The sequence below is a fragment of the Pseudoalteromonas sp. AS71 genome (assembly GCF_038900275.1).
Taxonomy (GTDB): Bacteria; Pseudomonadota; Gammaproteobacteria; order Enterobacterales; family Alteromonadaceae; genus Pseudoalteromonas.
Genome location: NZ_JBBMQZ010000001.1, coordinates 99,472 through 123,909 on the forward strand (window position 1 = coordinate 99,472; position 24,438 = coordinate 123,909).

Genomic DNA, 24,438 nt, shown 5'->3' on the forward strand with positions numbered 1-24,438 from the left:
TATGCATCCCCTTTTAGAAAAAGCTCAAGAAATCAAACTGAAGCTTAATTGGTCTCTGATTTTTGGTGTGAGTTTTTTTCTGATAGTTGTAATTGGTTTAGTGCAAATTACGACAGGCGTATCGGATTGGTTAGTTGAAAACAAAGATGCTCAAATCAAGCACCTTACAGTGCAAGGGCAGCCTAAATACACTGATGAAACGGCAATTATAAAAGCGATTAAAAATGCCGATTTAAGTAGTTTTTTTGAATTAGATGTAAAACATGTGCAGCAACTAGTTCAAGATTTACCTTGGGTTGCTACCGCTTCGGTACGTAAACAATGGCCTGATACTATACAAGTATATGTAGTTGAACATGAAGTAGTAGCACATTGGAATAGCGACTTACTGCTCAACCAAAGTGGTCAAGCATTTCAAGCCAGCAGCGATAAGTTAGATGATGATTTACCGCAGTTATACGGCCCAGAAGGCAGCGAAGAAGAAGCGTGGATTGCTTTTAAGCAATTTGATGAAATGCTAAAAGTTAACGGCTTAACGTTAACAAGTTTGGCATTGTCGGAGCGCTTTTCGTGGCAATTATGGCTAGATAACGGAATACGTTTAAATTTAGGACGTAAAGATAAAGCCAAGCGTGTGCAACGTTTTATAGACGTCTACCCACGAATGGAACAACGTGCAGATGCACAAGTAGATACAATAGATTTACGGTATGATACCGGCCTTGCAGTAAGCTTTAAGCCAGTGCAAGAAGAACAATTACAAAATAAGAGTAAGGCATGACTAAGTCAGCAGAAAGAAACCTAGTAATAGGGTTAGACGTTGGCACCTCGAAAGTGGTTGCCACGGTAGGTGAAATCACCGCAGATAACAAGCTCAGCATTGTTGGTGTGGGCAGCCAAGTATCTCATGGTATGGATAAAGGCGGCGTTAACGATTTAAACTTAGTGTCTGAGTCTATTCGCCGAGCAATAGACGAAGCCGAGTTAATGGCTGATTGTCGTATTAGCTCTGTGTATTTGGGGATTTCTGGCAAACACATACAGTGCCAAAACGAAAGTGGCGTGGTGGCAATTAATAACACCGAAGTCACTGACGAAGACATTGAAAATGTAATTCATATTGCGCGTTCTGTGCCTATTTCGGCAGAGCGTAAAATGCTGCATGCATTACCGCAAGAGTACAGCATCGATATGCAAGAGGGGATTAAAAACCCATTAGGCATGAGCGGTGTTCGTATGGAAGCGCGTGCACACATTATTACGTGCTCAAACGATATGGCAAAAAATATCGAGAAATGCGTAGAGCGTTGTGGTCTTGAAGTCGATCAGCTTATCTTTACTGCATTAGCGTCTTGTTATTCTGTACTAACAGATGACGAAAAAGAGCTAGGTGTTGCAGTACTTGATATTGGTGGCGGCACTATGGATATCACCATTTATATTAATGGTGCACTTCGTCACTCTGCGGTTATTCCAGTGGCGGGTAACCAAGTTACTGGTGATATTGCAAAAATATTTCGCACACCTATATCACATGCCGAGTCACTCAAAGTACAATACGCATGTGCTAGTAGCCAAATGGCCAGTAGCGAAGACACAATTGAAGTACCAAGTGTAGGCGGACGACCAGCAAGGTTAATGTCGCGCCATACATTATCTGAGGTGGTAGAGCCTCGTTTTAGAGAATTATTTGAGCTTGCGATGGAAGAAATTCGTCGTTCAGGCTTAGAAGACCAAATTGCGGCAGGTCTCGTTATTACAGGCGGAACTGCTAAAATGACTGGCGCGATGGAAGTGGCAGAAGACATCTTTCAAATGCCAGTAAGAATAGGCAAACCAATCGGGATGGTTGGTTTGACAGACTATGTAGATGATCCTTCGTACGCAACCGCTGTTGGTTTGTTACAATACGGGCGTACCATGCAATCGATGAATGCACAAAAGTCGAAAGCAGAGGATAACAATAATTGGTGGAACCGCATTACTAAATGGTTCCAAGGCGAGTTTTAAGACTCAAGTCGGAGAGTAAACATGTTTGATATAATGGAACAACACAGCGAAGAAGCTGTAATAAAAGTAATCGGCGTGGGCGGTGGTGGCGGTAACGCTGTTGAGCACATGGTAAAACAACAAATAGAAGGCGTGCGTTTTATAGCCGCTAATACGGATGCGCAAGCATTACGTAACTCTGCTGCCGATATTACAGTTCAGCTAGGCACGCAAATAACCTCTGGGTTGGGTGCGGGCGCAAACCCTGAAGTAGGCCGTAAGTCGGCTGAAGAAGATGCAGATACAATTCGTGCCAGCCTTGAAGGCGCCGATATGGTCTTTATTGCAGCAGGTATGGGCGGTGGTACAGGTACTGGTGCAGCACCGGTAGTTGCTAAAATAGCAAAAGAGCTAGGTATTTTAACTGTTGCAGTTGTAACACGTCCTTTTGATTTTGAAGGTAAAAAACGTGCAGCAGCCGCTGAACAAGGCATTAATGAATTGTCAGAAATTGTAGATTCACTTATTACAATTCCGAACAATAAATTGCTTAAAGTTTTAGGAAAAGGGACTACACTTCTAGATGCCTTCGCTAAAGCTAATGACGTATTATTTGGTGCGGTACAAGGTATAGCAGAGCTAATTACACGTTCTGGTTTAATTAACGTGGATTTCGCCGATGTTAGAACCGTAATGTCAGCAATGGGTACTGCAATGATGGGAACGGCGTCTGCGTCAGGTCCTGATCGTGCACAAGAAGCAGCAGAAGCGGCTATCTCAAGCCCACTACTAGAAGACGTTGATTTAACAGGTGCTAAAGGCATATTAGTTAATATTACCGCAGGTATGGACATTGCGATTGAAGAATTTGAAATTGTTGGTAATCACGTTAAAGCACTTGCGTCAGAAAACGCAACGGTTGTTGTTGGTGCGGTAATCGACCCAGAAATGACTGATGAGCTACGTGTAACGGTTGTTGCAACTGGTTTAGGCGGCGATCGTCGTCCACAGTTTGGTATTGTTGATAACGGCTTTAAAAAAGCATCAGGTTCTGATGTTGCAAGCACATCAAACCAAACGAGCAGTATGTACGTACCAAGCTTTGCAAGCCAAGATACAAACACTGAAGAAAACACTGCTAAAGAGCAAGCGCAAAGCAAAGAAAAAGCGCCTTCAACTAGTTCGAGCAGTTCAAGTTCTTCAGCGCAAAATAGTAAAAAAGTGGATAAATCAGAAGGTGGTGATTATTTTGATATCCCCGCTTTTTTACGTAAGCAGGCTGATTAACATTAAATAATACTTTTGTTTGAAATATGTACGAATATTGAAAGGCAAAAGGATTTATGTTAAACTCCGCCATATAACTGTAACTGATTTAAAAGTGAGCATACCTATGATTAAACAGCGTACGATTGCAGAAGTAGTCAAAGCCATAGGAATTGGACTTCATAAAGGTGAGAAGGTCACAATAACTCTCCGACCTGCGAGCGCAAATACTGGGATTGTATTTCGTCGTGTCGACCTTGATCCGGTTGTTGATTTTGAAACAACACCTGAAGCCGTTGGTGATACGCAGTTGTGTACCTGTTTAATTAACAAAGATGGTGTTCGCTTATCGACTACTGAGCATCTTATTGCAGCTGTTGCTGCAATGGGCATTGATAATCTAATTGTAGAATTAGACAGCTCAGAAGTGCCGATTATGGATGGTAGTGCATTACCATTCATATATTTGTTACAAAAAGGCGGAATTGAAGAGCAAAACGTTGCTAAACGCTTTATTCGTATTAAAGAAAAAGTACGCATTGAAGAAGATGGTAAATGGGCTGAAGTTGAACCATATGATGGTTTTCATATCGACTTTGAAATTGCATTTAACCACCCTGCTATCAATGAAAGTCGCCAACGTATTGGGTTGGATATAACAACGCAAAGCTTTATTGAAGAAATTAGCCGTGCGCGTACTTTTGGATTTATGAAAGATATTGAATACATGCATGCAAACAACCTAGCGCTAGGTGGGAGCATGGATAGTGCAGTTGTACTTGATGAATTCAAAGTTTTAAATCCTAACGGTTTACGTTATAGCGACGAGTTCGTTAAGCACAAGATATTAGACTGTGTTGGTGACATGTTTATGACAGGCCATAACCTTTTAGGCAAAGTAACTGCATTTAAGTCAGGTCATGATTTAAATAATAAATTACTTCGTAAAATTATGGCAACAGAGTCAGCATGGGAGTGGGCAACATTTGAAACGCCTGTGACGATGCCTGCACCCGGTCTTGAGTTAGCCCACGCTTAAAAGCGTTATAGCGAAGCTCGAAAAACAGTTATAAAAAATGACGCTTATTAGCGTCATTTTTTTGCGTAAAATTTACTTTATTATAACTCTAAAAGAGTTTGTAACTGATTTAAATTAGTTACTGTATAGGTTGGCTTTATTCCGTCGGCTAATCGCTCACCAGGGTGCTGTAACCAGCAAGTATCAATACCGGCATTGTTGCCGCCAAGTATGTCACTTGCCGCTGTATCACCTACCATAAGTATCTCGCATTTATCTGGGTTACCCATTAGCTCAAATGTGTGCTCGAAAATCGCTTTATTCGGTTTTGCTATACCTACAAGCTCAGATATAACTAACCATTCAAATATATCTTTTAAGCCAGTATGCTCAAGACGTACGGTTTGTAAGCGGGCAAATCCGTTAGTAATAATACCTAACTTAGCGTGCGGCTTAAGTTTATTTAAAAGCTCAATAGCACCGGGTAATGGCTCGCAAATTTGTGCCATAGAATCTAAAAAAGCATCGTTTAGTTCTTTTGCTGGCACATTTAGCTTTGCGGCCCATTCATTAAAGCGAGTTACTTGTAAGTAATCTGCGCTAATAGTGCCATCTTGATAATCAACCCACAGCTGCTTATTGGTTTTTTGATAATGAATATAATCGTCTTGGCTAAAATCTACGTTGTAAGCTTTAAACATACGAGTCATGCCCTCTAAAATATCAAACCTAAATAAGGTTTCGTCTGCATCAAACAATACATAGTTGTACTTCATTAAACTTCCTAAATTAATTTGTTTGGCTGTATAGCTCAGGGTGTAAAAAAGGCGCCATAGCTAAAGTGAGTGCTTGTGTGTAGGTACTTTCCCGAGTGGCATGATTGTTTGTAAGTAGACCAATAGCGCCCCCTTTTTGTTTAACGTTGGTGGTATTAAATGCTTTGTCCATTACATCACCAAGTTCTTCACCTTTAAGTAAAGCATTATAAAGCACTTGGGGTAGAGGAAGGTTGCTACTACGCCCTACAACTTGATTTAACGCATTATCAACAACTACGTAAGCATAGGTTGCTGCACCATAGCTAAATTGCTCAGCACCGCCCTCCATTGCAACGTAATAGTGAGCTTGGTGGTGCTCTTTGCAATAATTTACGCGGTTTTGCGCGCCAATACGTGTTTCGTCTTCGCCAATAGGCTGATCGGGCACGCCTGAGGGAGCATTCACACCTTCACAATCAATGATACATTCTGGAAAATACATAGTAAAAATATGTCTAGCGGCATTTATTTTTACAGGATTTTTAGAACCGACAATAATTTTTAATTGTTGTGACATGCTGATCTCACCTTGAGTAAAATCAGCAGTGTACGTGAGTTGGCTCAATCTTAGAAGAGGAGTTAAATAGGCAAATCGAGAGGAGCTAGATTTTCCAGTGCACGCTTTTTCAAAATAATATCTTTAATCAATGGGGTAAGCACAAGCTCCATAGCTAAGCCCATTTTACCGCCTGGTACTACAAGTGTATTTATACGAGACATAAAACTGCCTTCGATCATGCGTAAATAATAAGGAAAATCAACATCATCAATTCCTCTAAAGCGAATAACTACAAAACTTTCATCGAGTGATGGAATATCTTTGGCGCTAAATGGATTTGAGGTATCAACAGTAGGCACTCGCTGAAAATTAATATGGGTACGAGAAAATTGCGGGGTAATATGATTTATATAGTCATCCATACTGCGCACAATTGAACCCATAACCGCTTCGCGAGAATGGCCTCGTTCGGATGTATCGCGTATTAATTTTTGAATCCATTCAAGGTTAATAATAGGCACCATGCCTATTAATAAATCAACATGCTTTGCAACGTCTACATCTTGATCAACTACGCCGCCGTGCAATCCTTCATAAAACAAAATATCGGTATTGCTATCAAGGTCTTGCCAAGGAGTAAATGTACCCGGTAATTGATTGTATGGGACGGCTTCATCAAAGGTGTGTAAATAACGGCGTAACTTACCTTGGCCTGTTTCACTATAGTTTTCAAACAACGCTTCTAAAGAACCAAAATCATTTGCTTCTCGGCCAAAGTAACTAATGTGTTTATTTTCTTGTTGCGCTTCACGTACTTTTTTATCCATTTCAGGGCGAGTGTAACGATGAAAGCTATCTCCTTCGATAAAAGCCGCTTCAATATTAAGGCTACGGAAAATATGTTTAATTGCATTGGTTGTGGTGGTTGTACCCGCACCAGACGAACCCGTAATCGCAATAATAGGATTTTTAGCTGACATGTTAATTCTCTTTTTTAGGACCAGGTTTTATAACCAGACTAAACTTAACATTATTTTAAGTCGTTTGGGTATCTTAAGAGTTGACTGACTTAGCTCAAGTGACGTCATCAGCAAATAACGTTATCATGAGGTGCTTAAAATTAAAACGAGAGAAAGCATGAAACTTATTAAACCATTACTTGGGGTATTTTCTATAGCAGTGCTTAGCCCAATTATGGCGCAGGCTAGCATGCCAAAAAGCCAAGTATTACTTGCTGATTTAAATACGCCTTATGGGGTACAAGTTAATATAGTGAGTGATAAAAATAGTTATAACAACCAACCATACTTAACAAGCGACGGTTTATATTTTACTCATGAGGTCATTACAGATGGGCAGAGCCAAACCGATATTGCTTATTATGACTTAACATCAAAACAAGTAACTAATATCAGTAACTCTCCCGTAAGCGAATATTCACCAACTGTTATGCCTAGTGGTGATGCAGTATCAGCGATTGTTGTTGAGGCGGATGGTAAACAAAAGTTGTGGCGATACCCACGTAAAAACGAAGATGCGCCAAGTCGTATTTTTGATTGGATTGAGCCTGTTGGATACCATGCTTGGGGCGTTCAAAATGATTTAGTGATGTTTATTTTAGGAAAGCCTCATACCCTTCAATATACATCAGTTGAAGAAGCAAAGGGAAAGATAGCTGCCAGCAATATTGGCCGAACACTTATTTATAATAACGCGACGGCTACATTTTTATTTAGTTACACTAAAAACGAGCAACACATTTTAGCGAGTTTTAATCCACAAGATAAACAAGTTGAAGACTTACTAAGATTGCCGGCTCAAGTTCAAGATTTTATTTTGAAAGATGATGCAACTATCGCTTACGCAATTAAGAACCGCGTTTATCAACGCAAGCTTGAGGGCAGTGACGAAGTATCGCAATGGCTTAATTTAAGCACTTACTGCGAAACAAATATAACAAGAATGAGTTTCAACAATGAAAAACTCGCTTTTGTATGTGATATAACGAAGTAAAGTAGACAAATAAATTCAGATTTTATTGTGTGTATGCGTTAATCTAATGCGTAAATTTAACTAATAGGGATTACACGTGGCTTATAGTGCAGACGAGCTGACAGAACAGCTTATTAAATTACAGTGTAGAAGTAATTTTAAGATTAAAAATATTGCAGAGTACATGTTAGTAAACTCTAAAGAAGCATTTTATACCCACAGCGAAAGTGGCAAGGGTAAAATAGTAATTCGCCCCGCATTTGAAGTGTTTAGTGATGATTTTAGTGATATTGATGGCGTAACGCGTGCTCAAGGGTACTTTCATAGCAGCGAGATGACACGCTTTCCTACGCGTATTTTTAAAAGCGCCCAACCTATTCACTATGGCGTGGCATTTAAAATAAATTCTGAGCAAGCAGCAAAAGACTTTATAGCCAAGCTAACTATGATTATTGGTAACTAATTTTATATAAAACGTAAAAAGCCGCTGAATTTATATTCAGCGGCTTTTGTATTTTTATAGCTTAATAACTAAGAGTTACTTACTTTTTAAGAAGCTATTAACCGATTCAAGTTCGCGTGTTTTAAGCGCAATACAGTCGTTTGTGCTTTCTTCAAGCTTACTTAATGTACGAGCGTAACCTGCTACATCAGCTACTTTTTCGTTAAAAAAGTCTTTTGTTTTAGCTAGGCTTTCTGCATTACAGCTTGCAGTTGTAAAGTACGGTAAGTTAGGAATAAAGAACGGCGGTAAGCTTGCTGTTACTTTATCGTAGTTACTGTAAACCCAGTCAATAAATAACGCTTGGCGCTCATCTGTATAACTTTGACCTGACAAAATAGTGCGCATGTCAGATGCCGTTACTTCATCCGTTAAACTATAAGCTAATACCGCTTTTTGTAACTCAGGTTTGCCAAAAAAGCCCATTGCAGCAAGCATGTTAGTACGTACTTGTGGATCTTTTGTGGTTTTAAACGTTGTCATGAACTGATCAAGCAGCGCTTTGTCACCATGAAAAGCAGCAAGAGTTAAGTACGTACCCGCTAAATAAGGATCTACTTTTTGTGGATCATTTAAATAAACTTGTGTTTGTTCTTTTGCCTTTTTGATGACGTTTTGATCTTCACCATCAAAACCTAAACGCGATACAACGGCTGCACGAAGTTGTGCAATAGCTCCATCTTCTCCCGCTTTAGCTTCTAGGCCATATTTTTTAGCCGCAGGCGTTACCGCATTACGAATAAATTCAGGCCATAAATCTTTATTGCTATCGTCTTTAAAAGTACGTTGTTGCGATACTAAGTAACCTAGTGCGGTATTTGCTACGCGAGGATGGCTATCGCTTACGAACACTTCAAGTGTTTGCATTAACTTAGCAGCAGATATAACACCAGCATCAAGTAGTGCATCAGTAGCCGATAGTAACGCTAAACGCTCACGGTCACTCAGTACGCTTGGCGCTTTTTTAACAAGTGCGCTAAATTGTGCGTCATCCATTACCCAGCGATAGTAGCCTAGTGCACCTTGGTCAGGATAAATCCACTCTGGTTCAAAGTCTAAGTCTAGCGTTTGGCTTTGTTTATTAAGTAATACGTTTGCTGTTTTTACTTTATCGCCAGCACCATACTTAATTGCAACCGGTACATTCCATAGCTGCTCTGGCGCATCCACACCTGCATTTACAAAGCGGCTTTGTGAAATAGTTACTTTGCTACCTTGTTGAGTCACTTTAACTAGTGGGAAAGAGGATTGCTCAATAAACGATTTTAAAACGCTTGCTACATCTTTGTTTGATGCTTTGCCTAGTGCTTCCCATAAATCAGCCGCTTCAGCATTTTTGTACGAAAACTCTTTTAAGTAGCTTTGAATGCCTTTTTGAAATGCATCTTCGCCAATCCAGTTTTCAACCATAGCAAGTACTGAGCTGCCTTTACTGTAAGCAAGGCCTAAACCATCCATAATGTCGGCTTCGGTTTTAATTGGCTTACGAATAGGCTTAGTGCTTAAACGTGCATCAAGTGCCATCACGTTATTTTGTGGCAAGTCTAGGTGCGATTCAAACTCAGGGTTAAGCTGCTTAGTAATTTTTGCAGCCATCCAGCTAGCAAACGCTTCGTTTAACCATAAGTCATTCCACCATTTCATGGTTACTAAGTTACCGTACCATTGGTGAGCAAGTTCGTGAGCAATAATTGATACATTACGTTGTTTTTTACTACGTGTTGCGGCAGCTAAATCAACCAATAAAATATCTTCTCTGTAGGTAACTAAGCCTGAGTTTTCCATTGCGCCAAATGGAAATTCTGGTACCGCTACTGAGTCTAATTTTTTGTAAACGTAAGGAATACCAAAATACGCTTCAAGTGCGCCTAGTACTTTTGGCATATTTTCTTTTGCGTATTGGGCTAAGTGAATTTTACCTTGTGGCGTAATTACACGACCAGGAATTGGCATGCCTTTAATTTCTAATTCTTCAAATGGGCCAACGGCCATTGCCACTAGGTATGAAGGGATTGGCGGTGTTTTATCAAAAAAGTGTGTGGTCATATCGCCATCAACCGTTGTTTTTAGTTCTGGCGTATTTGAATATACTTTTTGTGATGTAGGCGCAGTAATCGTTAACTGAAATGGAATTTTGTAACTTGGCTCGTCAAAAACAGGAAATGCACGGCGTGCATCACTCATTTCAAATTGAGTAAATAAGTAAGGTGTGCCTTGGTCTAATGTTTTGTATAAACCAACACTTTGACGGTTATATGGCGCTGAAAAATCAACTTTAAGTGTGTATTTACCTGGTTGAATTTGTTCATCACAGCTAAATTTAACTTTACCTGTTTTAAGCATTTCATTGTTTAAATCACAGTTTTCATCACCAAGCAGTTGCGCCATTTTAACAGCGTAAGCTACGCCATTTAACTCAATGTATTTTGTTGGCTTTAGTACTTCTAGGGAAATCTCAGTCATCCCTGTGAATGTATCTTGGCTCGGGTCGAGTGTTAACGAGACCTGTTGTGAACTTGGTTTTGCGAGTTTTTCAATAACGAATTCGTTAGCGTTTGCAGCACCCATTGCCAAAGCAACGCTCACTGTTAAGAGGCTTTTAAGAAACATAGTGATCCCTAGATTGTTGTTGTTAGAAACTACCCTAAATAGGCTTTTTTATGCTCATATAATTAGGGGGTTAGATATCCTAACAGTTTTTTTAAATAGAGTAATTGATTATAACGGTGACTTTAAAGGGAAATAGTAACAAAGTTTGTCAGTGGCTTTCGCGTGTTATAAAACGCTGCCAATGCAGGTGTGAGTTAATAATACGTATTTGTTGGACAACGGTATTTAATAAGTGAGTATCGCTAAACACATCATGTGGATACTCGTTAAAGCCCATTAAATAATTAAATGTGTCTTTAGAGTTAGCTTGCAGGGCGTATATACGCACTTGTTGCTCAAAGTTAAGACGAAGACTGCTTATTGCTGTTTTCATACCGAGTTGATCTACGTTTGGTATATCACATTTTTGCAGGTAACCGGCTCGCTCACCTTCACCTGAAAACCAAATACGTACTTTTTCACTGTACCTGCCAGTTTTAGCGGGTAAGTCGAACATTAATCGGTGTTGGTTTTGCGATTTGATGAATGTTATATATTCATTAAATCCAGCATTTATAAGAGCTTGATGTACTGGAACTAAACGAGGTTTAATTTTACCGTGGGTATAAAAATTAAAACATAAGACATTTTTTTCAAGAGACAGATCATCAAGCGTTAAGTAACCAATCTCATCGCTATAAGCACCGCTATAATACGCAATTAAAGGGAGCCAAAAGTGCCAGTGTTTTGGTTGCTCTCGTGCAACTTTAAAATCACCGTATATATATCCATTATAAAGGGTGTGCAGTTCCATGGCGGAAAAGGGGCGGCGACCAAGATGGGTTTTCAACGTAATACCTTGAAAATAATGATGTGTTTTATTTTATACCCAACTAGCAATAGATGCTAGTCGGGTTTTATTCGCTTTTAACGCAAAGCGTATAAAGTATTATTCACTCAATGCGCGAGCTAAACCTGTAGGCTCAATTTCGGCACATACTTGGTCATCATTCCAGTTAATACCAACAAGTGCATTATCTTCATTTAAGTCTTCAACCCATGCATCTAAAAATTCATCAAGGTTGATTTCTACTGGGCTGTAATCTTTCCACTCTTCTTTACACTGTGCTTTAGCTGCTGCTTCACTTTCCCAAAGCAGTAGTACGTCAGTTTCGTCAAATTGGTTAGAATCGCACACTACAAAGCCATTATCTTCTGCACCAAGTGCCCAAATTACTTCGCTAACACGTACTTTTTCTACGAAGCTAACTAGTTGTGATTCAATTTCGATATCGCTCATGTGTTTACCCTTTTAAATTAGTGACGAGGATTAGTGTCTATTGCTGCTTGGCGCTCACCATATTGCTTATGAAAAGCAACAAGCGCTGAATGCTGACTAAAGTCAGCCAATTCGCGAAAGCAAATCCAATCAAGCAGGCAGTATAAACTGATGTTGAGGTATTCACAGCTTTTAAATTCTTCATCGCTTAAATGAGAATTTAAAAAGCTCAATGTTTGCTCAATACGTTCGTTTTGCAGATTAAAAAATAATTTATCGCTTTTGGTGTCAAATCCAGAACGTTTACATAAAACCATTTCTACTAACGAATCGTTACAGGCATTTATAGTTGTAAGTAAGTGCTCTTGAGGCCACGTTAGTTTTGGCTGACCTGTTTTTTCAAGTAAATAACGCAATATAGAATTAGAGTCGCTAAGTGTTAAGTCACCATCTACCAAAATCGGGATTTTTCGAGCCGGGTTTTTACTGGCCATGGTAGGGCGGTCTTGATCAGAAAATATGTCTAAACTTACAAGTTCTAGCTTGCAGTCGTTTTCTTGCGCCCAAATTCTAATTCGGCGTACGTAAGGTGAAGGTACAGAACCAATTAATTGCATAATTACTCCATAAAAAAGCCGCATAAGCGGCTTTTATCAAATGTTACTTACAGTACAGTTAAATTTATTCTGAACGGCTAGTAACTTCAAGTAAATGATAACCAAATTGAGTTTGTACAGGGCCTTGTACTTGATTAATTGGCGCAGAAAATACAACTTTATCAAACTCTGGAACCATCATACCAGGGCCAAACTCACCAAGAGCACCGCCATCCTGACCTGAAGGACAATTAGAATGTGTTTTTGCTAATTCAGCAAAGTCTTCGCCTTGCTCAATTTTTGTTTTTAAGTCTAAGCATTGTGCTTCACTGTCTACAAGTATGTGTCGTGCGCTTGCTACTGTCATAAAATCTCCCGAATATAATGTGGTGTTTTTTTAACCGAATTGAAATGTCATTCTAGTTAGTTTCAACTAATTGTACCAGTATAAACTTATTTATTAGAAAACACAGTTTCAATTGCAGTAATCATTTGCTCTGAATTTGGTGCCACTTTACTGTTAAACCGTAAAATTGTTTTACGATCAGCAGACACTAAGTATTTATAAAAGTTCCAATTTGGAGAGCTAGTTTGCTCATTCAAATATTTAAAAATTGGATTTGCTTCGCTACCACGAACTTTGCTGGTAGCAAACATAGGAAAAGTTACACCATAATTTACAAAGCATATTTTTGCTGTTTCTTTTTCATTATCTTCTTCTTGAAAAAAGTCATCAGAGGGGAACCCTAATACGACTAAACCTTGATCTTTGTATTGTTGATATAATGCTTCAAGGCCTTTAAATTGAGGCGTAAACCCACAATTACTCGCCGTGTTTACTATTAATAAAGGCTTATTTTTGAATTTGCACAAGTTAATCGATTCTTTTGAGCGAAGCTTTCGCATATCTACATTAGTAAAATCTTGACAGTCTTGGGCAGAAGTTTGGTTAATAGTTGATGATGTTTCAGCTTGGAGTGAAGCATTAATAAATAAAGCCATTAATCCTATTATAATTTTTTTTAGCATTACATTACCTAAAATTTACGATTGTTTGATTTGATAATCATACGCTAATATGGAACAAATTGATCAACCCCCAAATGACCTATGACAATCCGTTTAGCAACTATTAATGATCTTAAAGAAATTGTAGCCATTTACAACGAAACTATTGCAGGGCGAATGGTAACTGCAGATACCGAAGAAGTGAGCGTTGACGAAAAGCGTGACTGGTTTAATAGCCATAACGATAAAAGGCCTATTTACGTTTATTGCGAAAATAACCAAGTACTTGCTTGGGTGAGCTATAAATCGTTTTATGGCCGTCCTGCTTATGATGGCACAGTAGAAATGAGCATTTATATTACCAGTAAAGCACAAGGTAAAGGGCTTGGTAAAAAGCTAATGATATTTGCCCAAACACAAGCTAAGCAACTAAATATTAAAGTATTACTCGGTTTTATTTTTAGTCATAACTTACCGAGTGTTAAATTGTTTAAACATTTTGATTTTGCAATATGGGGCGAGTTGCCAAGTGTTGCAATAATGGATGATAAGGCGTATAGCCTTACTATTTTTGGAAAACATTTGGAATAAATTATTTTTCATAATGCTGTAATATTTTTTTACAAAATAAGACGAAGGGTTTATGCCAATTAAAGAAAAATAGACTACGCTATTAACATATTAAGTTTATTAATTTGAAGTGTAGCTTGATGATTCGAAAAATATTAATTGTTGATAGTAGCAGTATCATCGCAATGCGTGTGAAAGTGCTTTTAGAATTAATAGGATGTGAAGTCGAATTAATTCATTTCAGCATGCTAGACATGTATACCAATATAGGCAACTACGACTTAGTTGTTGTTGCCCATGGTGTGCCTGTTGATTCTATAAAATCCCTTATTAGTGAAGTAGCGCAAGAGCGTTTTATGTTACTTGCTCCAAAAGCTGAAAGTGGTGAGCAACTAACTGCATTTAGTGAGCTAAATCATGCTGCGCCTGACGCAACCGTGATCTACCCGTTTTTTTCTAATAAAGAAATTACTTCTCTTTTAGAAAGCCTACTAGAATTAGGCTCTAATCATATTTTGCAATTACCCGCTATTTTACTCGTCGATCATGTTCCTGAGCGCCTCGAAAAAATGAAAAATAGCTTAATCGGTGCTCATATCGAGACTCATACAGCAACCACCTCGGCAGAAGCTTTAGAAATTACTAAAGAAAAGCAAATCGATATACTGATAAGCGATTTTGTTTTAGATGACGGAACAGGTTTAGAAATTTTTTCAAACTTAAAAGTAACGCAACCACATTGCCGCTGCTTATTATTTACCTCACGTCCCGATCAAGTTTCGATGATTGAAGCTATTCGTCAAGGTGTAGAAGACGTACTTATTAAGCCACTGAACGACAGCTCACTATTACAATCAATACATAAATTATGGCAAACAGAGTTATTAAAACGCCATAACGCAGAACTTGTTGAAAGGCTACAAGATACAGTTGATGCCCTGATTGAAAAAGACAGTCTACTCCAGGTTATTTATAAGCATACGCCCGATGCAATTATGTTGTTTGAGAAATGCGGTAGAGTAATAGAAGCTAATGATGCTTGTTTAAAACTATTTAGTCTACCGTTTAACGAACTCGAAGGTAAATCAGTATTTAACTTTTTAGATGATGATTCAACGTTAGGTATTAAAGATAAAATTTCGACATTAAATAGTAATCGCCAATTTAGCTGCGACTTACGTTTATCTAAAACAGTAGGGGGATATATACCGTTGGTGGGATCTTTTAATGAGATAGATCACCATGGCGAAATAGCACTTGCAGTAATATTTAAAAATGTAACTCATCTCAAGCAAAAGGAAGACTTACTACTTGAAGCAAAAGATATTCTTGAAGAGCAAGTAAGAGCACGTACTTCACAACTCGAGCACGCTAAAAATGTGGCTGAGGCTGCAAACTTAAGTAAATCAGAGTTTTTAGCAAATATGTCGCATGAACTTCGGACACCAATGCACTCTATTTTAAGCTTTTCTCGTTTTGGTCTAAGTAAATTAGATGCTGGAGATTTTGCAAAAGAAAAACTCATTAAATACCTATCTCGCATAGAGAGTAGTGGCGAGCGTTTACTGTCGCTACTAAATAATTTACTCGACCTATCTAAGCTAGATGTGGGTAAGTTTCCATTTAATCCTCGTCCATATAATTTATCGAACATCATTAAAACAAGTATTGATGATGTATCTGGTACGGCAATGGAAAAAGAAATTGAGATTGTATTTACCGCGCAGCCATTACCTGTAATTGTGCAATGTGATGAAGAGCAAATAAATCAGTTACTTAGAAACGTATTAGGTAATGCACTTAAATTTAGCGAACCAAAAAGTAAAATACGGGTAAATTTAGAGTCAGATAATAAGCTTGCTACTATAGAGGTTACCGATAATGGAGTCGGTATACCTGAAGATGAACTAGAGCATATTTTTACTAAGTTTGTACAAAGCAGTAAAACAAATAGCGGTGCTGGTGGTACAGGACTCGGTCTTGCCTTGTGTAGAGAGTTTGTATCTTTACACCAAGGTGAGATCACTGCACGTAACAACGAAAATGGTGGTGCCACTATATCTATACAAGTGCCACTAGAAATAAATCTAGACGAGCATTTGGCTGAAGATCAATTAATACAGCACAGTAATTAATTGTTTTTTGGCAAGCCAAGTAACTTTTTTGAGAATTTGAATGGATGATAAATTATGGCCTTAACTAAAATACTTGCCGTTGATGACGAACCCTTTAACCTTGAAATTATTGAGGAAATTTTAGAGGAACTTGATTTTGAATTACAAGTAGCAACGAGTGGCCCTGAGTGTTTAAACATGGTTGAAGGCTATATGCCTCAGGTTATATTACTCGATGTAAGTATGCCGCAAATGAATGGTTATGAAGTATGTAAGGCACTTAAAGCAAATCCAAATACAGCACACATAATTGTTATGTTTGTATCGGCTCGAGGCACAGTTGAAGAGCGAATGGAAGGCTACTCGGTTGGTGCAGAAGACTATATTGTAAAACCCTTTGGCCATGATGAACTTAAGTCAAAGCTTAAAAATTTAAACCAAGTACTCGTTGAAAAACAAAGCCTTGAAAAGCAAGTTGAAGATGCTACATCTACTGCATTTAATGCCATGGCTAACAGCAGTGAGATGGGGAAAATAGTTAACTACGTTGAAAATATAGGCTTTATTAACGATCCTCAAGAACTGGGCAAAGCGTTGATTGATTGCCTGCAGTCTTTTGATTTACAAAGTAATGTTGAGTTTAGAGAAAATAATGAAATTAGTCATTTTGCGCTAAATGGCGTGTGCTCACCTATTGTGGTGGAGCTATTTGAAATGCTTAAAAACAAAGGTCGCTTACATGAATTTTCGCATCGAATTTTAGTTAACTATGAATTGATTAGCTTACTTATTTTAAATATGCCTGATCACGACCCTGATAAGCACGGGCGTATACGCGATCACGTGTGTTTTATTGTCAGTGTAACCGAGCAGCAGCTACGCGCCATCACGACTAAGAAAATGCTTGAAGCACAACAAGCAAAACTTAATGCCGTAGCAAGTACAGTCCATAGTAAGTTTCATGGCTTAATTAGCTTATTGAATGACAACCGTCAAAACAACGAAAAAGTGTTTAAACAGTTACAAGAAGAGCTTGAAGAGCGTATCCCAACAATGGGATTAGATGAAGACCAGGAGGTGTTTATTTATAAAAAAGTAGATGAAACTATCCAAAACTCAGTAGCCAGAGAGGAGTCTGTTATACAGGTAAAAGCAGCTTTTGCTGAAATTGAGCAAGATCTGTCATTGCTTTTAAAGAGCTAAATATACTTAATTAAATAATGTTACTTTAAGGCTTACACCAACTGCATTATGCATCTCTGGGTAAGCCTTTTTCTACTATTCTGATTAATCTGGCTGTTTTACGAATTTGTAATCGTTGCTTATCGTTTTGTTGAGTAAGCGCCCATTCAATATGTTCTAAAACAAGCTCGCTGCATATTTGGCTTTTATCCTGTAAGGCATGAATAATAGCCGGACTAAACTCTGCATTACCTAAACCGACCGCTATATTACGTAACCAACGTTCGTGACCTATGCGACGAATAGGGCTGCCTTCGGTATTTTTTAAAAATGTAGGCTCATCCCAAGCAAACAGCGCAAGTAAATCTTTATTTTTTAATTGAGTACGGGGATGAAAGTCATTTTCATCCGTTATTTGTCCATAACGATTCCAAGGGCATACCAACTGGCAATCATCACAGCCATAAATGCGGTTGCCTAATAAAGTTCGGTATTGTTCGGGTATGGGTCCTTGGTGTTCTATCGTTAAGTACGATATGCATTTACGTGCATCAACAACGTAAGGCTCTACAATTGCACCTGTTGGGCAAAGAGTAATACAAGCAACGCATTTACCGCATCCCTCAAAGGTGTTCTCTGCATCTATTGGTAGAGGTAAATCAATAAATAGCTCGCCTAAAAAAAACCACGATCCTGCTTCTTGATTAATTAATAAAGAATGCTTACCACGCCAACCTAAACCGGCTTTTTCAGCGAGTTGACGTTCAAGTACAGGAGCTGAATCGACAAAAGGCCTAAAGCCATATTCGCCAATTTCTTGTTCTATTTTTTGACCTAGTTTTTTTAAACGATTACGCATTAATTTATGGTAATCACGACCCAGTGCATAGCGGCTGATGTATGCTTTTTCTTTATTTTTTAAGGTTTTTGCAAAGCCTGCATCAGGTGGGAGGTAGTTCATTTTTACAGAGACTACACGCTGCGTACCAGGTACTAATTCAGCAGGGCGAGCGCGTTTCATGCCGTGAGCAGCCATATAATCCATCGAGCCGTGGTAGCCAGCATTAAGCCAGCGTTGCAGTTGGGCTTCGTGCTTAGATAGGTCAATATCAGTAATACCTACTTCGCTAAAACCAAGCTCTTGTCCCCAGGTTTTTATTTGCAGGGCTAATTTTTCATAGTCTGGGGTAGGGTTGCTCACACACTTCACACACTTAAATTAATAGCTGCGTAATTTACCATATTTCTCTGAGCCCGAAAACGCTTCTTAGCGCACAAAGCGCTTTAACTGTTGTTGGGTTTGTAAGCTTAACTGTTGAGATTGTTGGCAATCGCTAAGGGCTGTATCTATTTGCTGTTTAGCTTGCTCACCTAGCGCTACAATTTGTTCTACCGATTGGTGAGTATCGGTTTGAGTATCTTCAAGCATATGCACCGCGTTAGCTATTTGTTGTAACTGTTGTTGGTTGTGCTCAAATTCACTCAGCATTTTAGTAAAACCATCACAAGTGGCATTAATTGAGCTTTGTGCGTTATTGGAGTGGGTCATTAATTGCTCTGATTCTTTATTCGTCTCGTTTACTAAATCATTCATTTGAGTAATAAAGTCGCTTATTTGCCTAGTTGCGCCACTCACTTTTATTGAAAGCGTACGTACTTCGTCTGCAACAACGGCAAACCCTCTACCAGCATCACCGGCTCTAGCTGCTTCTATTGCGGCATTAAGGGCTAATAAGTTAGTTTGATCAGAAAACTCTTCAACCATTTTTAAAATACTACGAATGTTTTCACTGTTTTCTTTCAGTCCCGCAATTGTATTTGAAAAGCTACCCAGCATATTAGTAATAAGTTTAACCTGTTCCACTAAAGCAGCGAGCTCTGATGCAGAGAGTTTTACAAAGTTAAGGTGCTCATTATTAACGTTATGCACGTTATCTGTATTATTCACAATGTTTTGTAAGCTTTGGGTTATTTGCATACTGGCATTAATAATACTGTGGCTTAATTGTATTTGTCGATCACTTGATTGCTCAGTATTTTGCATTGATTGGGTGACTTGTGTATTACTGTGTGCACTAGCTTGAGCACTGTTATAAGTTGTGCTGAGTAACTCACTTAAATGTGCAGTAAACATATTGTACTGCGTACTTAAATCTTTAAATTCGTCATATGAAAAGTGGGGAAGTTTTGCTGCTAAATCTGCATCTTGCTGATTTATTTTTATTAAAGTATCGCGCATAGCAGTAACAGGGCGAACAATTAAAAAGCGCATATAAAAAAGAGTAAAAATAAAACCAGATATAATAACAAGCGTAAGCAGCCAAAATAGCCCTGTACTTTGCTGTTGTTCGCTTAAGCTCTGATGCAGCCAAAATAACGTAATTGCTTGGAACAATAATACAAAACTTAAATTACCGACTATTTTACGCGTTAACGTAAAAAAGAATGTTTGCTCTATATAGTTATAAATTTTCATAAAACTACTCATTATGCTTAAGCCCTACGATTCTTATTTTGGTTAGGGAGGTGTAAATTAGCTTTTTTGTAACGATAACAAGTAAGCTTTGGTTCGCGCTGGGTAATTTGTAAAAATTCCGTCTATGCCGTACTCAATCATTAGCGCTATATCTTGTTCTCTATCGACCGTATAAGCATAAATCTTTAAGCCTCTTTTTTTTGCATCATCGGCAAAAGCCTTATTTATAAAGGTTTTATCTGCATGTACGCTATAAGCGTTTAAGTCACTTGCAAACTTTGCATAGTTAATTGGAATAGAAGAAGTAAGAGCGCCTATTTTAAGCCATGGTAGCTTGCTTTTAAGCCACTGTAGTTGATGATGATCAAACGATGATACTAAAATATTCGCTTTCGATATTTTGTTAGCTTTAATGTTTCTCTCAAGTTGAGCCACAAACCTCTCCAGTTCAAAAGTATGCTTAAGCTCAATATTTAACAAAGATTTATTATTATTCCAATCAAACAACTGCTGAAGAGTGGGAATTTTTTCGCCATTTCCAGCATCAAGTTTAGAGAGTTCGTGTGCCGTAAAGTTACTCACCCTACCTTTACCGCTGGTGGTTCTATCGAGCCATGAGTCGTGTATTACCATGTAATCATCGATGGAACTTTGAATATCTACTTCAATACCATCAACACCTACTTTTAACGCTTCTAAAATAGCGCTTTCGGTGTTTTCAGGAAAATCCCCACTGGCACCACGGTGTGCAAATACTTTCATTGTCGAGCCTTTTTAGTGATTGACCACGTTTCAAAACAAGCGGCACTAACAATAAGTGCTCCACCAACTAACGTCATAACAGTAGGACGTTCATGAATTATTACTATAGCCAGTATGGTGCCATAAAGTGGTTGCAAGCAAGAAATTAACCCCGCAGTTGCCGCTGATAAATGCTTTAAACTTGCTGCAAATAATGAGTGAGGTGTAGCCGTAAAAATAATACCCGCTATAGCAATTAAAATCAGGTCGTGATCACTAACCTCATACACAGGCACTTCAATAAATGCGCACAACATAATACTTGCCACTAAGGTTTGATAAAACATCGTTTGCGGCCCGCCATATTGGCTAAAGTAGCGCTTATGAGTAATGTTTCTGATTGAAAAAAACAATGCCGATATTACACCTGTCATTATACCCAGGGTTACATCGTCGCCTAAGTTTGCACTTGGTACTAATAGGTAAATACCTAAAACAACTACCACCGCACTTATTATATCTTTTGCTTTTGGCCTGCTTTTATTAAATAAGGGCTCTAAAAACACTGTCATTACGGGGTAGCTAAAAAACGCCAGCATCCCAATTGTTATACCGGCCATTTGCATACCAGCAAAATAGGTTACCCAGTGAATACCCACCGCAACCCCTAAAAATAATGCAATAAGGTAGTCTTTAGGCTTGTTTAGTTTAATTTGTTTTTTTTGAAAATACAGCATAGCTAAAATAGCCATTCCTGCAATTGCAGTTCTATAAACGGTAATATCTAAAGCATTTAAACCAATAAGCTTGGCAAATAGAGCGGTTCCGCCAAAAAGTAAAACGGCTATGTGTAAGTAAATCAGGCTTTGCTGTTGTGGTTGCATTAAAACGCTATCTCCTTTTTTTAATATCTTATCATTGAGGTTACTTTTACAAGATGAAATTTTCCCAATATGACAAAAGTCATTAAAGTTAATGACACTTCACACTCTTATTATTTTATTACACAGGCATAGTTAATGTACTCAACTGGAGGTTGCTATGAATACTTTAATTTTAATAAGCCTGTCTATTAGTGAATTTGTTGATGGGCTGGGCTTTACAGTTTCAATAAATGATTGCTTTATACTCATGAGCATTTTTATGTTATTTATATTTATTAATAAAAACAGTGCTATAAATAAAAAGAATAAGTCAGAGGCTCCAATATGGACACATTAAGTACAGCTAAAAAAACGTCAGGGAAAAAGTTTTGGGATTATGCACCGCTAATTTTCACCGGTTTTTATTTACTGCCCACCATTTTTAATGTTTCTAACTTAAGCGCAAATAACATTGTTATGACGTTCGCATTTTACATTGTTTTTATACTGCTTTACGTCAAGGCGATGGACTGCGAAAACTCTAATGTTACCAAGTTATTTGTAGTGATGTTATTGGTGTGCTTTAGTGCCACATTTTATACGTCAGGCACTTCAACGTTATTTGGATTTATTGCTTATATAGCGGGGTCATCATACAGCTACAAGCAGCGGATTTTTGCAGCACTAGCGGTTATTGTAAGTGTTATAGGGGCTGCATATGCTGCTGATGTACATAACGTTAAGTACTTTTTTGCCGGATCTTTAATATTATGTGGGGCTTTATTTGCCTTTGGTATAGCAGGTCAAAAAGAGCGTTTACACAAAAAGCGCGAACAAGAAAGCGCTAACCAATTAGAGCAATTAGCAGCGATTGCTGAGCGAGAACGAATAGCTCGCGACTTGCACGATATTTTAGGCCACTCACTGTCATCTATTGCTCTAAAGGCTGAGCTTGCTAATAAATTAAACCAAGGAGAGCGCTACGCTCAAGCCAACAACGAAATAGCGCAAGTGGCAGATCTTGCAAGACAGTTACTTAGCGATGTAAGAAACGCAGTAAGTGATTTAAAACAGCTCAATCTCGTCAGTCAAATAGCACAGCTAGAGCAAAGGTTAATAGAGCAAGGCTTTAGCGTAAAGGTTAATGCAAATTTAAGTACTTTACCCGCTAAGGTTGAAGGGTTCGCTGGGTTAATAATTAAAGAGGCTGTGACTAATTTATTACGCCATAGCAGCACAAAGAATTGCGCAATAAATATAGATCAAACAGTGCAGCAGCTTCTCATTACAGTGATTGATTACGCGCCATGCAATACATTAAAAGCAGGTAATGGTCTAAATGGTATTACAGAGCGAGCAGAGCAATTAAAGGGCAGTGCTAAGTTTACGTGTGGTGATACTTTTACACTAAATGTGATGCTACCAATCACAGATAAGGATTTACAATGATTAAAGTTTATTTAGTGGAAGATCAAGCGCTTGTTCGCGACGCAATCGCAGCACTATTAAGTCTCGATTTTAATATTGAGATTATTGGGCAAGCAAGTAATGGGCAAGATGCACTTAATGCAATTGAGGCGCTTGATAGTGATTTACATCCCGATATAATTTTAACCGATATAGAAATGCCAACCATGAATGGTATAGAGCTGAGTGAAAAAATAGCCACTAAGTTCCCCGCTATAAAAATGGTTATTATGACCACATTTTCTCGTGCGGGTTATATTAGGCGAGCGCTTACGGCAGGTGTTAAAGGTTTTATTTTAAAAGAAGCACCCAGTGAAGAGCTAATAAATGCGCTTAAAAAAGTAATGCAGGGGCAAAAAGTAATTGACCCAGAGCTTGCTATTAATGCACTAGACGACGCAGATCCACTTACCGATAAAGAGCGAAAAGCGCTTAAACTTGCAAGCGACGGCCTTAAAACAAGTGATATAGCCAAGCAGTTATTTATAAGCGAAGGTACCACACGTAATTATCTATCAGACGCTATAGCTAAGCTAAACGCCACTAACCGCATAGATGCTGCGCGTATAGCTAAACAAAAAGGGTGGTTATAAATAGTGGGTTTATAAATTATAAGCAAAGTATTACTATGTTACTTATAAAAGTAACGAACGGCGCTTAAAGTTAGCTTAAAAAGCGCTAAAAGAGGGTTTAATGGCAAATCTAATAGAACTAACAACTAAAAATAACACCGCTATACTCACCATGAATACCGCTGAAAACCGTCACAATCCAGCGTTTTTGGCTGAGTTTAATTTACACCTTGACCACATCGAAGCAGATCAAAATATTAAGTCAGTTATTTTAACGTCTTCGAGCGATAAAAACTGGTCACTAGGTATCGACCTTCAATGGATGTCTAATCCAAGTATTTTACCAGCAGCAATTTCTGATTTTATGATTCAAATAAGTGACTTGTTTAAGCGCATAGTTACTTTTCCTATGCCTATTATTGCGGCGTTAAACGGACATACCTATGGTAATGGTTCTGTGCTTGCATGTGCGTGCGATTTTAGATTTATGAAGTCAGACAGAGGCTTCTTTTGTTTTCCTGAAGTGGATGTAATGGTGCCGTTTGTACCGTCGATGTTTCCTATAATTAATAAAGCAATTTCGCAAACATTCTTTAATCGTTTAGCTATGTCAGGAGAGCGTGTTGGTGCTGATCAGTTGCTAGACAATAAAGTGGTTGAAGCTACATTTATTAATAACGACGAACTACAAGCAGGTGTACTTGAGTTTGCCCAGCAGTTTAATAAAAACCGCTGGATTTACGCTCAAAATAAAACACAAATGAATAAGCAAATTTTGCTTACAATGAAAGAAGAAGACCCAAGCTTTATTGATAATATAAGCAAACTGCTCTGGAAAAACCTACAAAAAAATAAATAACCTGAACTCTGGTTAAGAGATTTACTAACGTATTGAAT

At 38.3% G+C, this 24,438-nt stretch carries 25 protein-coding genes; 12 read left to right on the forward strand and 13 right to left on the reverse strand.

From position 1 onward, the window contains the following. Window position 1: 1 nt before the first annotated feature. From WNY98_RS00550 to lpxC, 4 genes are all read left to right on the forward strand, one after another. Entirely contained in the window at window positions 2–781 is a 780-nt protein-coding gene (locus tag WNY98_RS00550; RefSeq protein ID WP_024599293.1) for a cell division protein FtsQ/DivIB, read from the forward strand. Next, complete coding sequence (gene ftsA, locus WNY98_RS00555) at window positions 778–2,010, forward strand: cell division protein FtsA (RefSeq protein ID WP_007582937.1); 1,233 nt, start codon at window positions 778–780, stop codon at window positions 2,008–2,010. Before WNY98_RS00550 ends, ftsA begins: the two co-directional genes overlap by 4 nt. 21 nt (window positions 2,011–2,031) lie before the next feature. Beyond that, the gene (ftsZ, locus tag WNY98_RS00560) at window positions 2,032–3,276 is read left to right on the forward strand and encodes a cell division protein FtsZ (RefSeq protein WP_294113944.1); all 1,245 of its coding nucleotides are present in this window, start codon (window positions 2,032–2,034) and stop codon (window positions 3,274–3,276) included. A gap of 106 nt (window positions 3,277–3,382) precedes the next feature. Further along, window positions 3,383–4,294: a UDP-3-O-acyl-N-acetylglucosamine deacetylase gene (gene lpxC / locus WNY98_RS00565; RefSeq protein ID WP_024599295.1), complete on the forward strand. Its 912-nt coding sequence runs from the start codon at window positions 3,383–3,385 to the stop codon at window positions 4,292–4,294. A gap of 80 nt (window positions 4,295–4,374) precedes the next feature. Here lpxC and yjjG read toward each other — a convergent pair whose 3' ends face one another. The 3 genes from yjjG to WNY98_RS00580 form a co-directional block, all read right to left on the reverse strand. Beyond that, a complete protein-coding gene (gene yjjG, locus WNY98_RS00570; protein ID WP_342876833.1) occupies window positions 4,375–5,049 on the reverse strand; it encodes a pyrimidine 5'-nucleotidase in 675 nt (224 codons plus the stop codon). A 13-nt stretch (window positions 5,050–5,062) separates the two neighbouring features. Further along, window positions 5,063–5,608 (reverse strand): inosine/xanthosine triphosphatase, encoded by a 546-nt coding sequence (gene yjjX / locus WNY98_RS00575; protein WP_342876834.1) that lies wholly within the window; start codon window positions 5,606–5,608, stop codon window positions 5,063–5,065. A 62-nt stretch (window positions 5,609–5,670) separates the two neighbouring features. Further along, a complete protein-coding gene (locus WNY98_RS00580) occupies window positions 5,671–6,570 on the reverse strand; it encodes a phosphoribulokinase (protein ID WP_024599298.1) in 900 nt (299 codons plus the stop codon). Between the two features lie 157 nt (window positions 6,571–6,727). Here WNY98_RS00580 and WNY98_RS00585 point away from each other — a divergent pair, with 157 nt between their 5' ends. Further along, the gene (locus WNY98_RS00585; protein WP_342876835.1) at window positions 6,728–7,603 is read left to right on the forward strand and encodes a hypothetical protein; all 876 of its coding nucleotides are present in this window, start codon (window positions 6,728–6,730) and stop codon (window positions 7,601–7,603) included. A 76-nt stretch (window positions 7,604–7,679) separates the two neighbouring features. After that, window positions 7,680–8,045, forward strand: coding sequence for a hypothetical protein (locus WNY98_RS00590; RefSeq protein ID WP_007579906.1), 366 nt, complete (start codon window positions 7,680–7,682; stop codon window positions 8,043–8,045). A 75-nt stretch (window positions 8,046–8,120) separates the two neighbouring features. Here the strand turns inward: WNY98_RS00590 and WNY98_RS00595 are convergent, their stop codons facing one another. From WNY98_RS00595 to WNY98_RS00620, 6 genes are all read right to left on the reverse strand, one after another. Then, window positions 8,121–10,694, reverse strand: a complete 2,574-nt coding sequence (locus WNY98_RS00595) for a M1 family metallopeptidase (RefSeq protein ID WP_342876836.1) — start codon at window positions 10,692–10,694, stop codon at window positions 8,121–8,123. A 148-nt stretch (window positions 10,695–10,842) separates the two neighbouring features. Next, a complete protein-coding gene (locus WNY98_RS00600; RefSeq protein ID WP_024599301.1) occupies window positions 10,843–11,523 on the reverse strand; it encodes a hypothetical protein in 681 nt (226 codons plus the stop codon). Window positions 11,524–11,622: 99 nt separating this feature from the next. Continuing rightward, window positions 11,623–11,973, reverse strand: a complete 351-nt coding sequence (locus tag WNY98_RS00605; RefSeq protein WP_024599302.1) for a DUF2750 domain-containing protein — start codon at window positions 11,971–11,973, stop codon at window positions 11,623–11,625. Between the two features lie 17 nt (window positions 11,974–11,990). After that, window positions 11,991–12,569: a glutathione S-transferase family protein gene (locus WNY98_RS00610; protein WP_024599303.1), complete on the reverse strand. Its 579-nt coding sequence runs from the start codon at window positions 12,567–12,569 to the stop codon at window positions 11,991–11,993. Between the two features lie 64 nt (window positions 12,570–12,633). Further along, entirely contained in the window at window positions 12,634–12,915 is a 282-nt protein-coding gene (locus tag WNY98_RS00615; RefSeq protein ID WP_342876837.1) for a peptidylprolyl isomerase, read from the reverse strand. An 86-nt stretch (window positions 12,916–13,001) separates the two neighbouring features. Next, entirely contained in the window at window positions 13,002–13,577 is a 576-nt protein-coding gene (locus WNY98_RS00620; protein WP_342876838.1) for a glutathione peroxidase, read from the reverse strand. A gap of 81 nt (window positions 13,578–13,658) precedes the next feature. Between WNY98_RS00620 and WNY98_RS00625 the strand changes: the two genes are divergently transcribed. The 3 genes from WNY98_RS00625 (at window position 13,659) to WNY98_RS00635 (ending at window position 17,443) form a co-directional block, all read left to right on the forward strand. Further along, a complete protein-coding gene (locus tag WNY98_RS00625) occupies window positions 13,659–14,147 on the forward strand; it encodes an N-acetyltransferase family protein (RefSeq protein ID WP_342876839.1) in 489 nt (162 codons plus the stop codon). A 119-nt stretch (window positions 14,148–14,266) separates the two neighbouring features. After that, window positions 14,267–16,261, forward strand: a complete 1,995-nt coding sequence (locus WNY98_RS00630; RefSeq protein WP_342876840.1) for an ATP-binding protein — start codon at window positions 14,267–14,269, stop codon at window positions 16,259–16,261. 54 nt (window positions 16,262–16,315) lie between these two features. After that, a complete protein-coding gene (locus WNY98_RS00635; RefSeq protein ID WP_342876841.1) occupies window positions 16,316–17,443 on the forward strand; it encodes a response regulator in 1,128 nt (375 codons plus the stop codon). Window positions 17,444–17,489: 46 nt separating this feature from the next. Here WNY98_RS00635 and queG read toward each other — a convergent pair whose 3' ends face one another. The 4 genes from queG to WNY98_RS00655 all read right to left on the reverse strand — a co-directional run bounded on the left by queG (window position 17,490) and on the right by WNY98_RS00655 (window position 21,523). Continuing rightward, window positions 17,490–18,623 (reverse strand): tRNA epoxyqueuosine(34) reductase QueG, encoded by a 1,134-nt coding sequence (gene queG / locus WNY98_RS00640; protein ID WP_342876842.1) that lies wholly within the window; start codon window positions 18,621–18,623, stop codon window positions 17,490–17,492. A gap of 66 nt (window positions 18,624–18,689) precedes the next feature. Further along, complete coding sequence (locus WNY98_RS00645) at window positions 18,690–19,910, reverse strand: methyl-accepting chemotaxis protein (RefSeq protein WP_342876843.1); 1,221 nt, start codon at window positions 19,908–19,910, stop codon at window positions 18,690–18,692. A gap of 45 nt (window positions 19,911–19,955) precedes the next feature. Beyond that, entirely contained in the window at window positions 19,956–20,660 is a 705-nt protein-coding gene (locus tag WNY98_RS00650) for a glycerophosphodiester phosphodiesterase family protein (RefSeq protein WP_342876844.1), read from the reverse strand. Continuing rightward, complete coding sequence (locus WNY98_RS00655; RefSeq protein WP_076923687.1) at window positions 20,657–21,523, reverse strand: DMT family transporter; 867 nt, start codon at window positions 21,521–21,523, stop codon at window positions 20,657–20,659. Before WNY98_RS00655 ends, WNY98_RS00650 begins: the two co-directional genes overlap by 4 nt. Window positions 21,524–21,847: 324 nt before the next feature. On the opposite strand from WNY98_RS00655, the gene WNY98_RS00660 reads away from it, so the two are divergent. From WNY98_RS00660 to WNY98_RS00670, 3 genes are all read left to right on the forward strand, one after another. After that, window positions 21,848–22,951, forward strand: a complete 1,104-nt coding sequence (locus WNY98_RS00660; protein WP_197184608.1) for a histidine kinase — start codon at window positions 21,848–21,850, stop codon at window positions 22,949–22,951. Continuing rightward, window positions 22,948–23,562, forward strand: a complete 615-nt coding sequence (locus WNY98_RS00665; RefSeq protein ID WP_342876845.1) for a response regulator transcription factor — start codon at window positions 22,948–22,950, stop codon at window positions 23,560–23,562. Before WNY98_RS00660 ends, WNY98_RS00665 begins: the two co-directional genes overlap by 4 nt. Before the next feature lie 100 nt (window positions 23,563–23,662). Continuing rightward, window positions 23,663–24,400 (forward strand): enoyl-CoA hydratase/isomerase family protein, encoded by a 738-nt coding sequence (locus WNY98_RS00670; protein WP_342876282.1) that lies wholly within the window; start codon window positions 23,663–23,665, stop codon window positions 24,398–24,400. Window positions 24,401–24,438 lie beyond the last annotated feature (38 nt).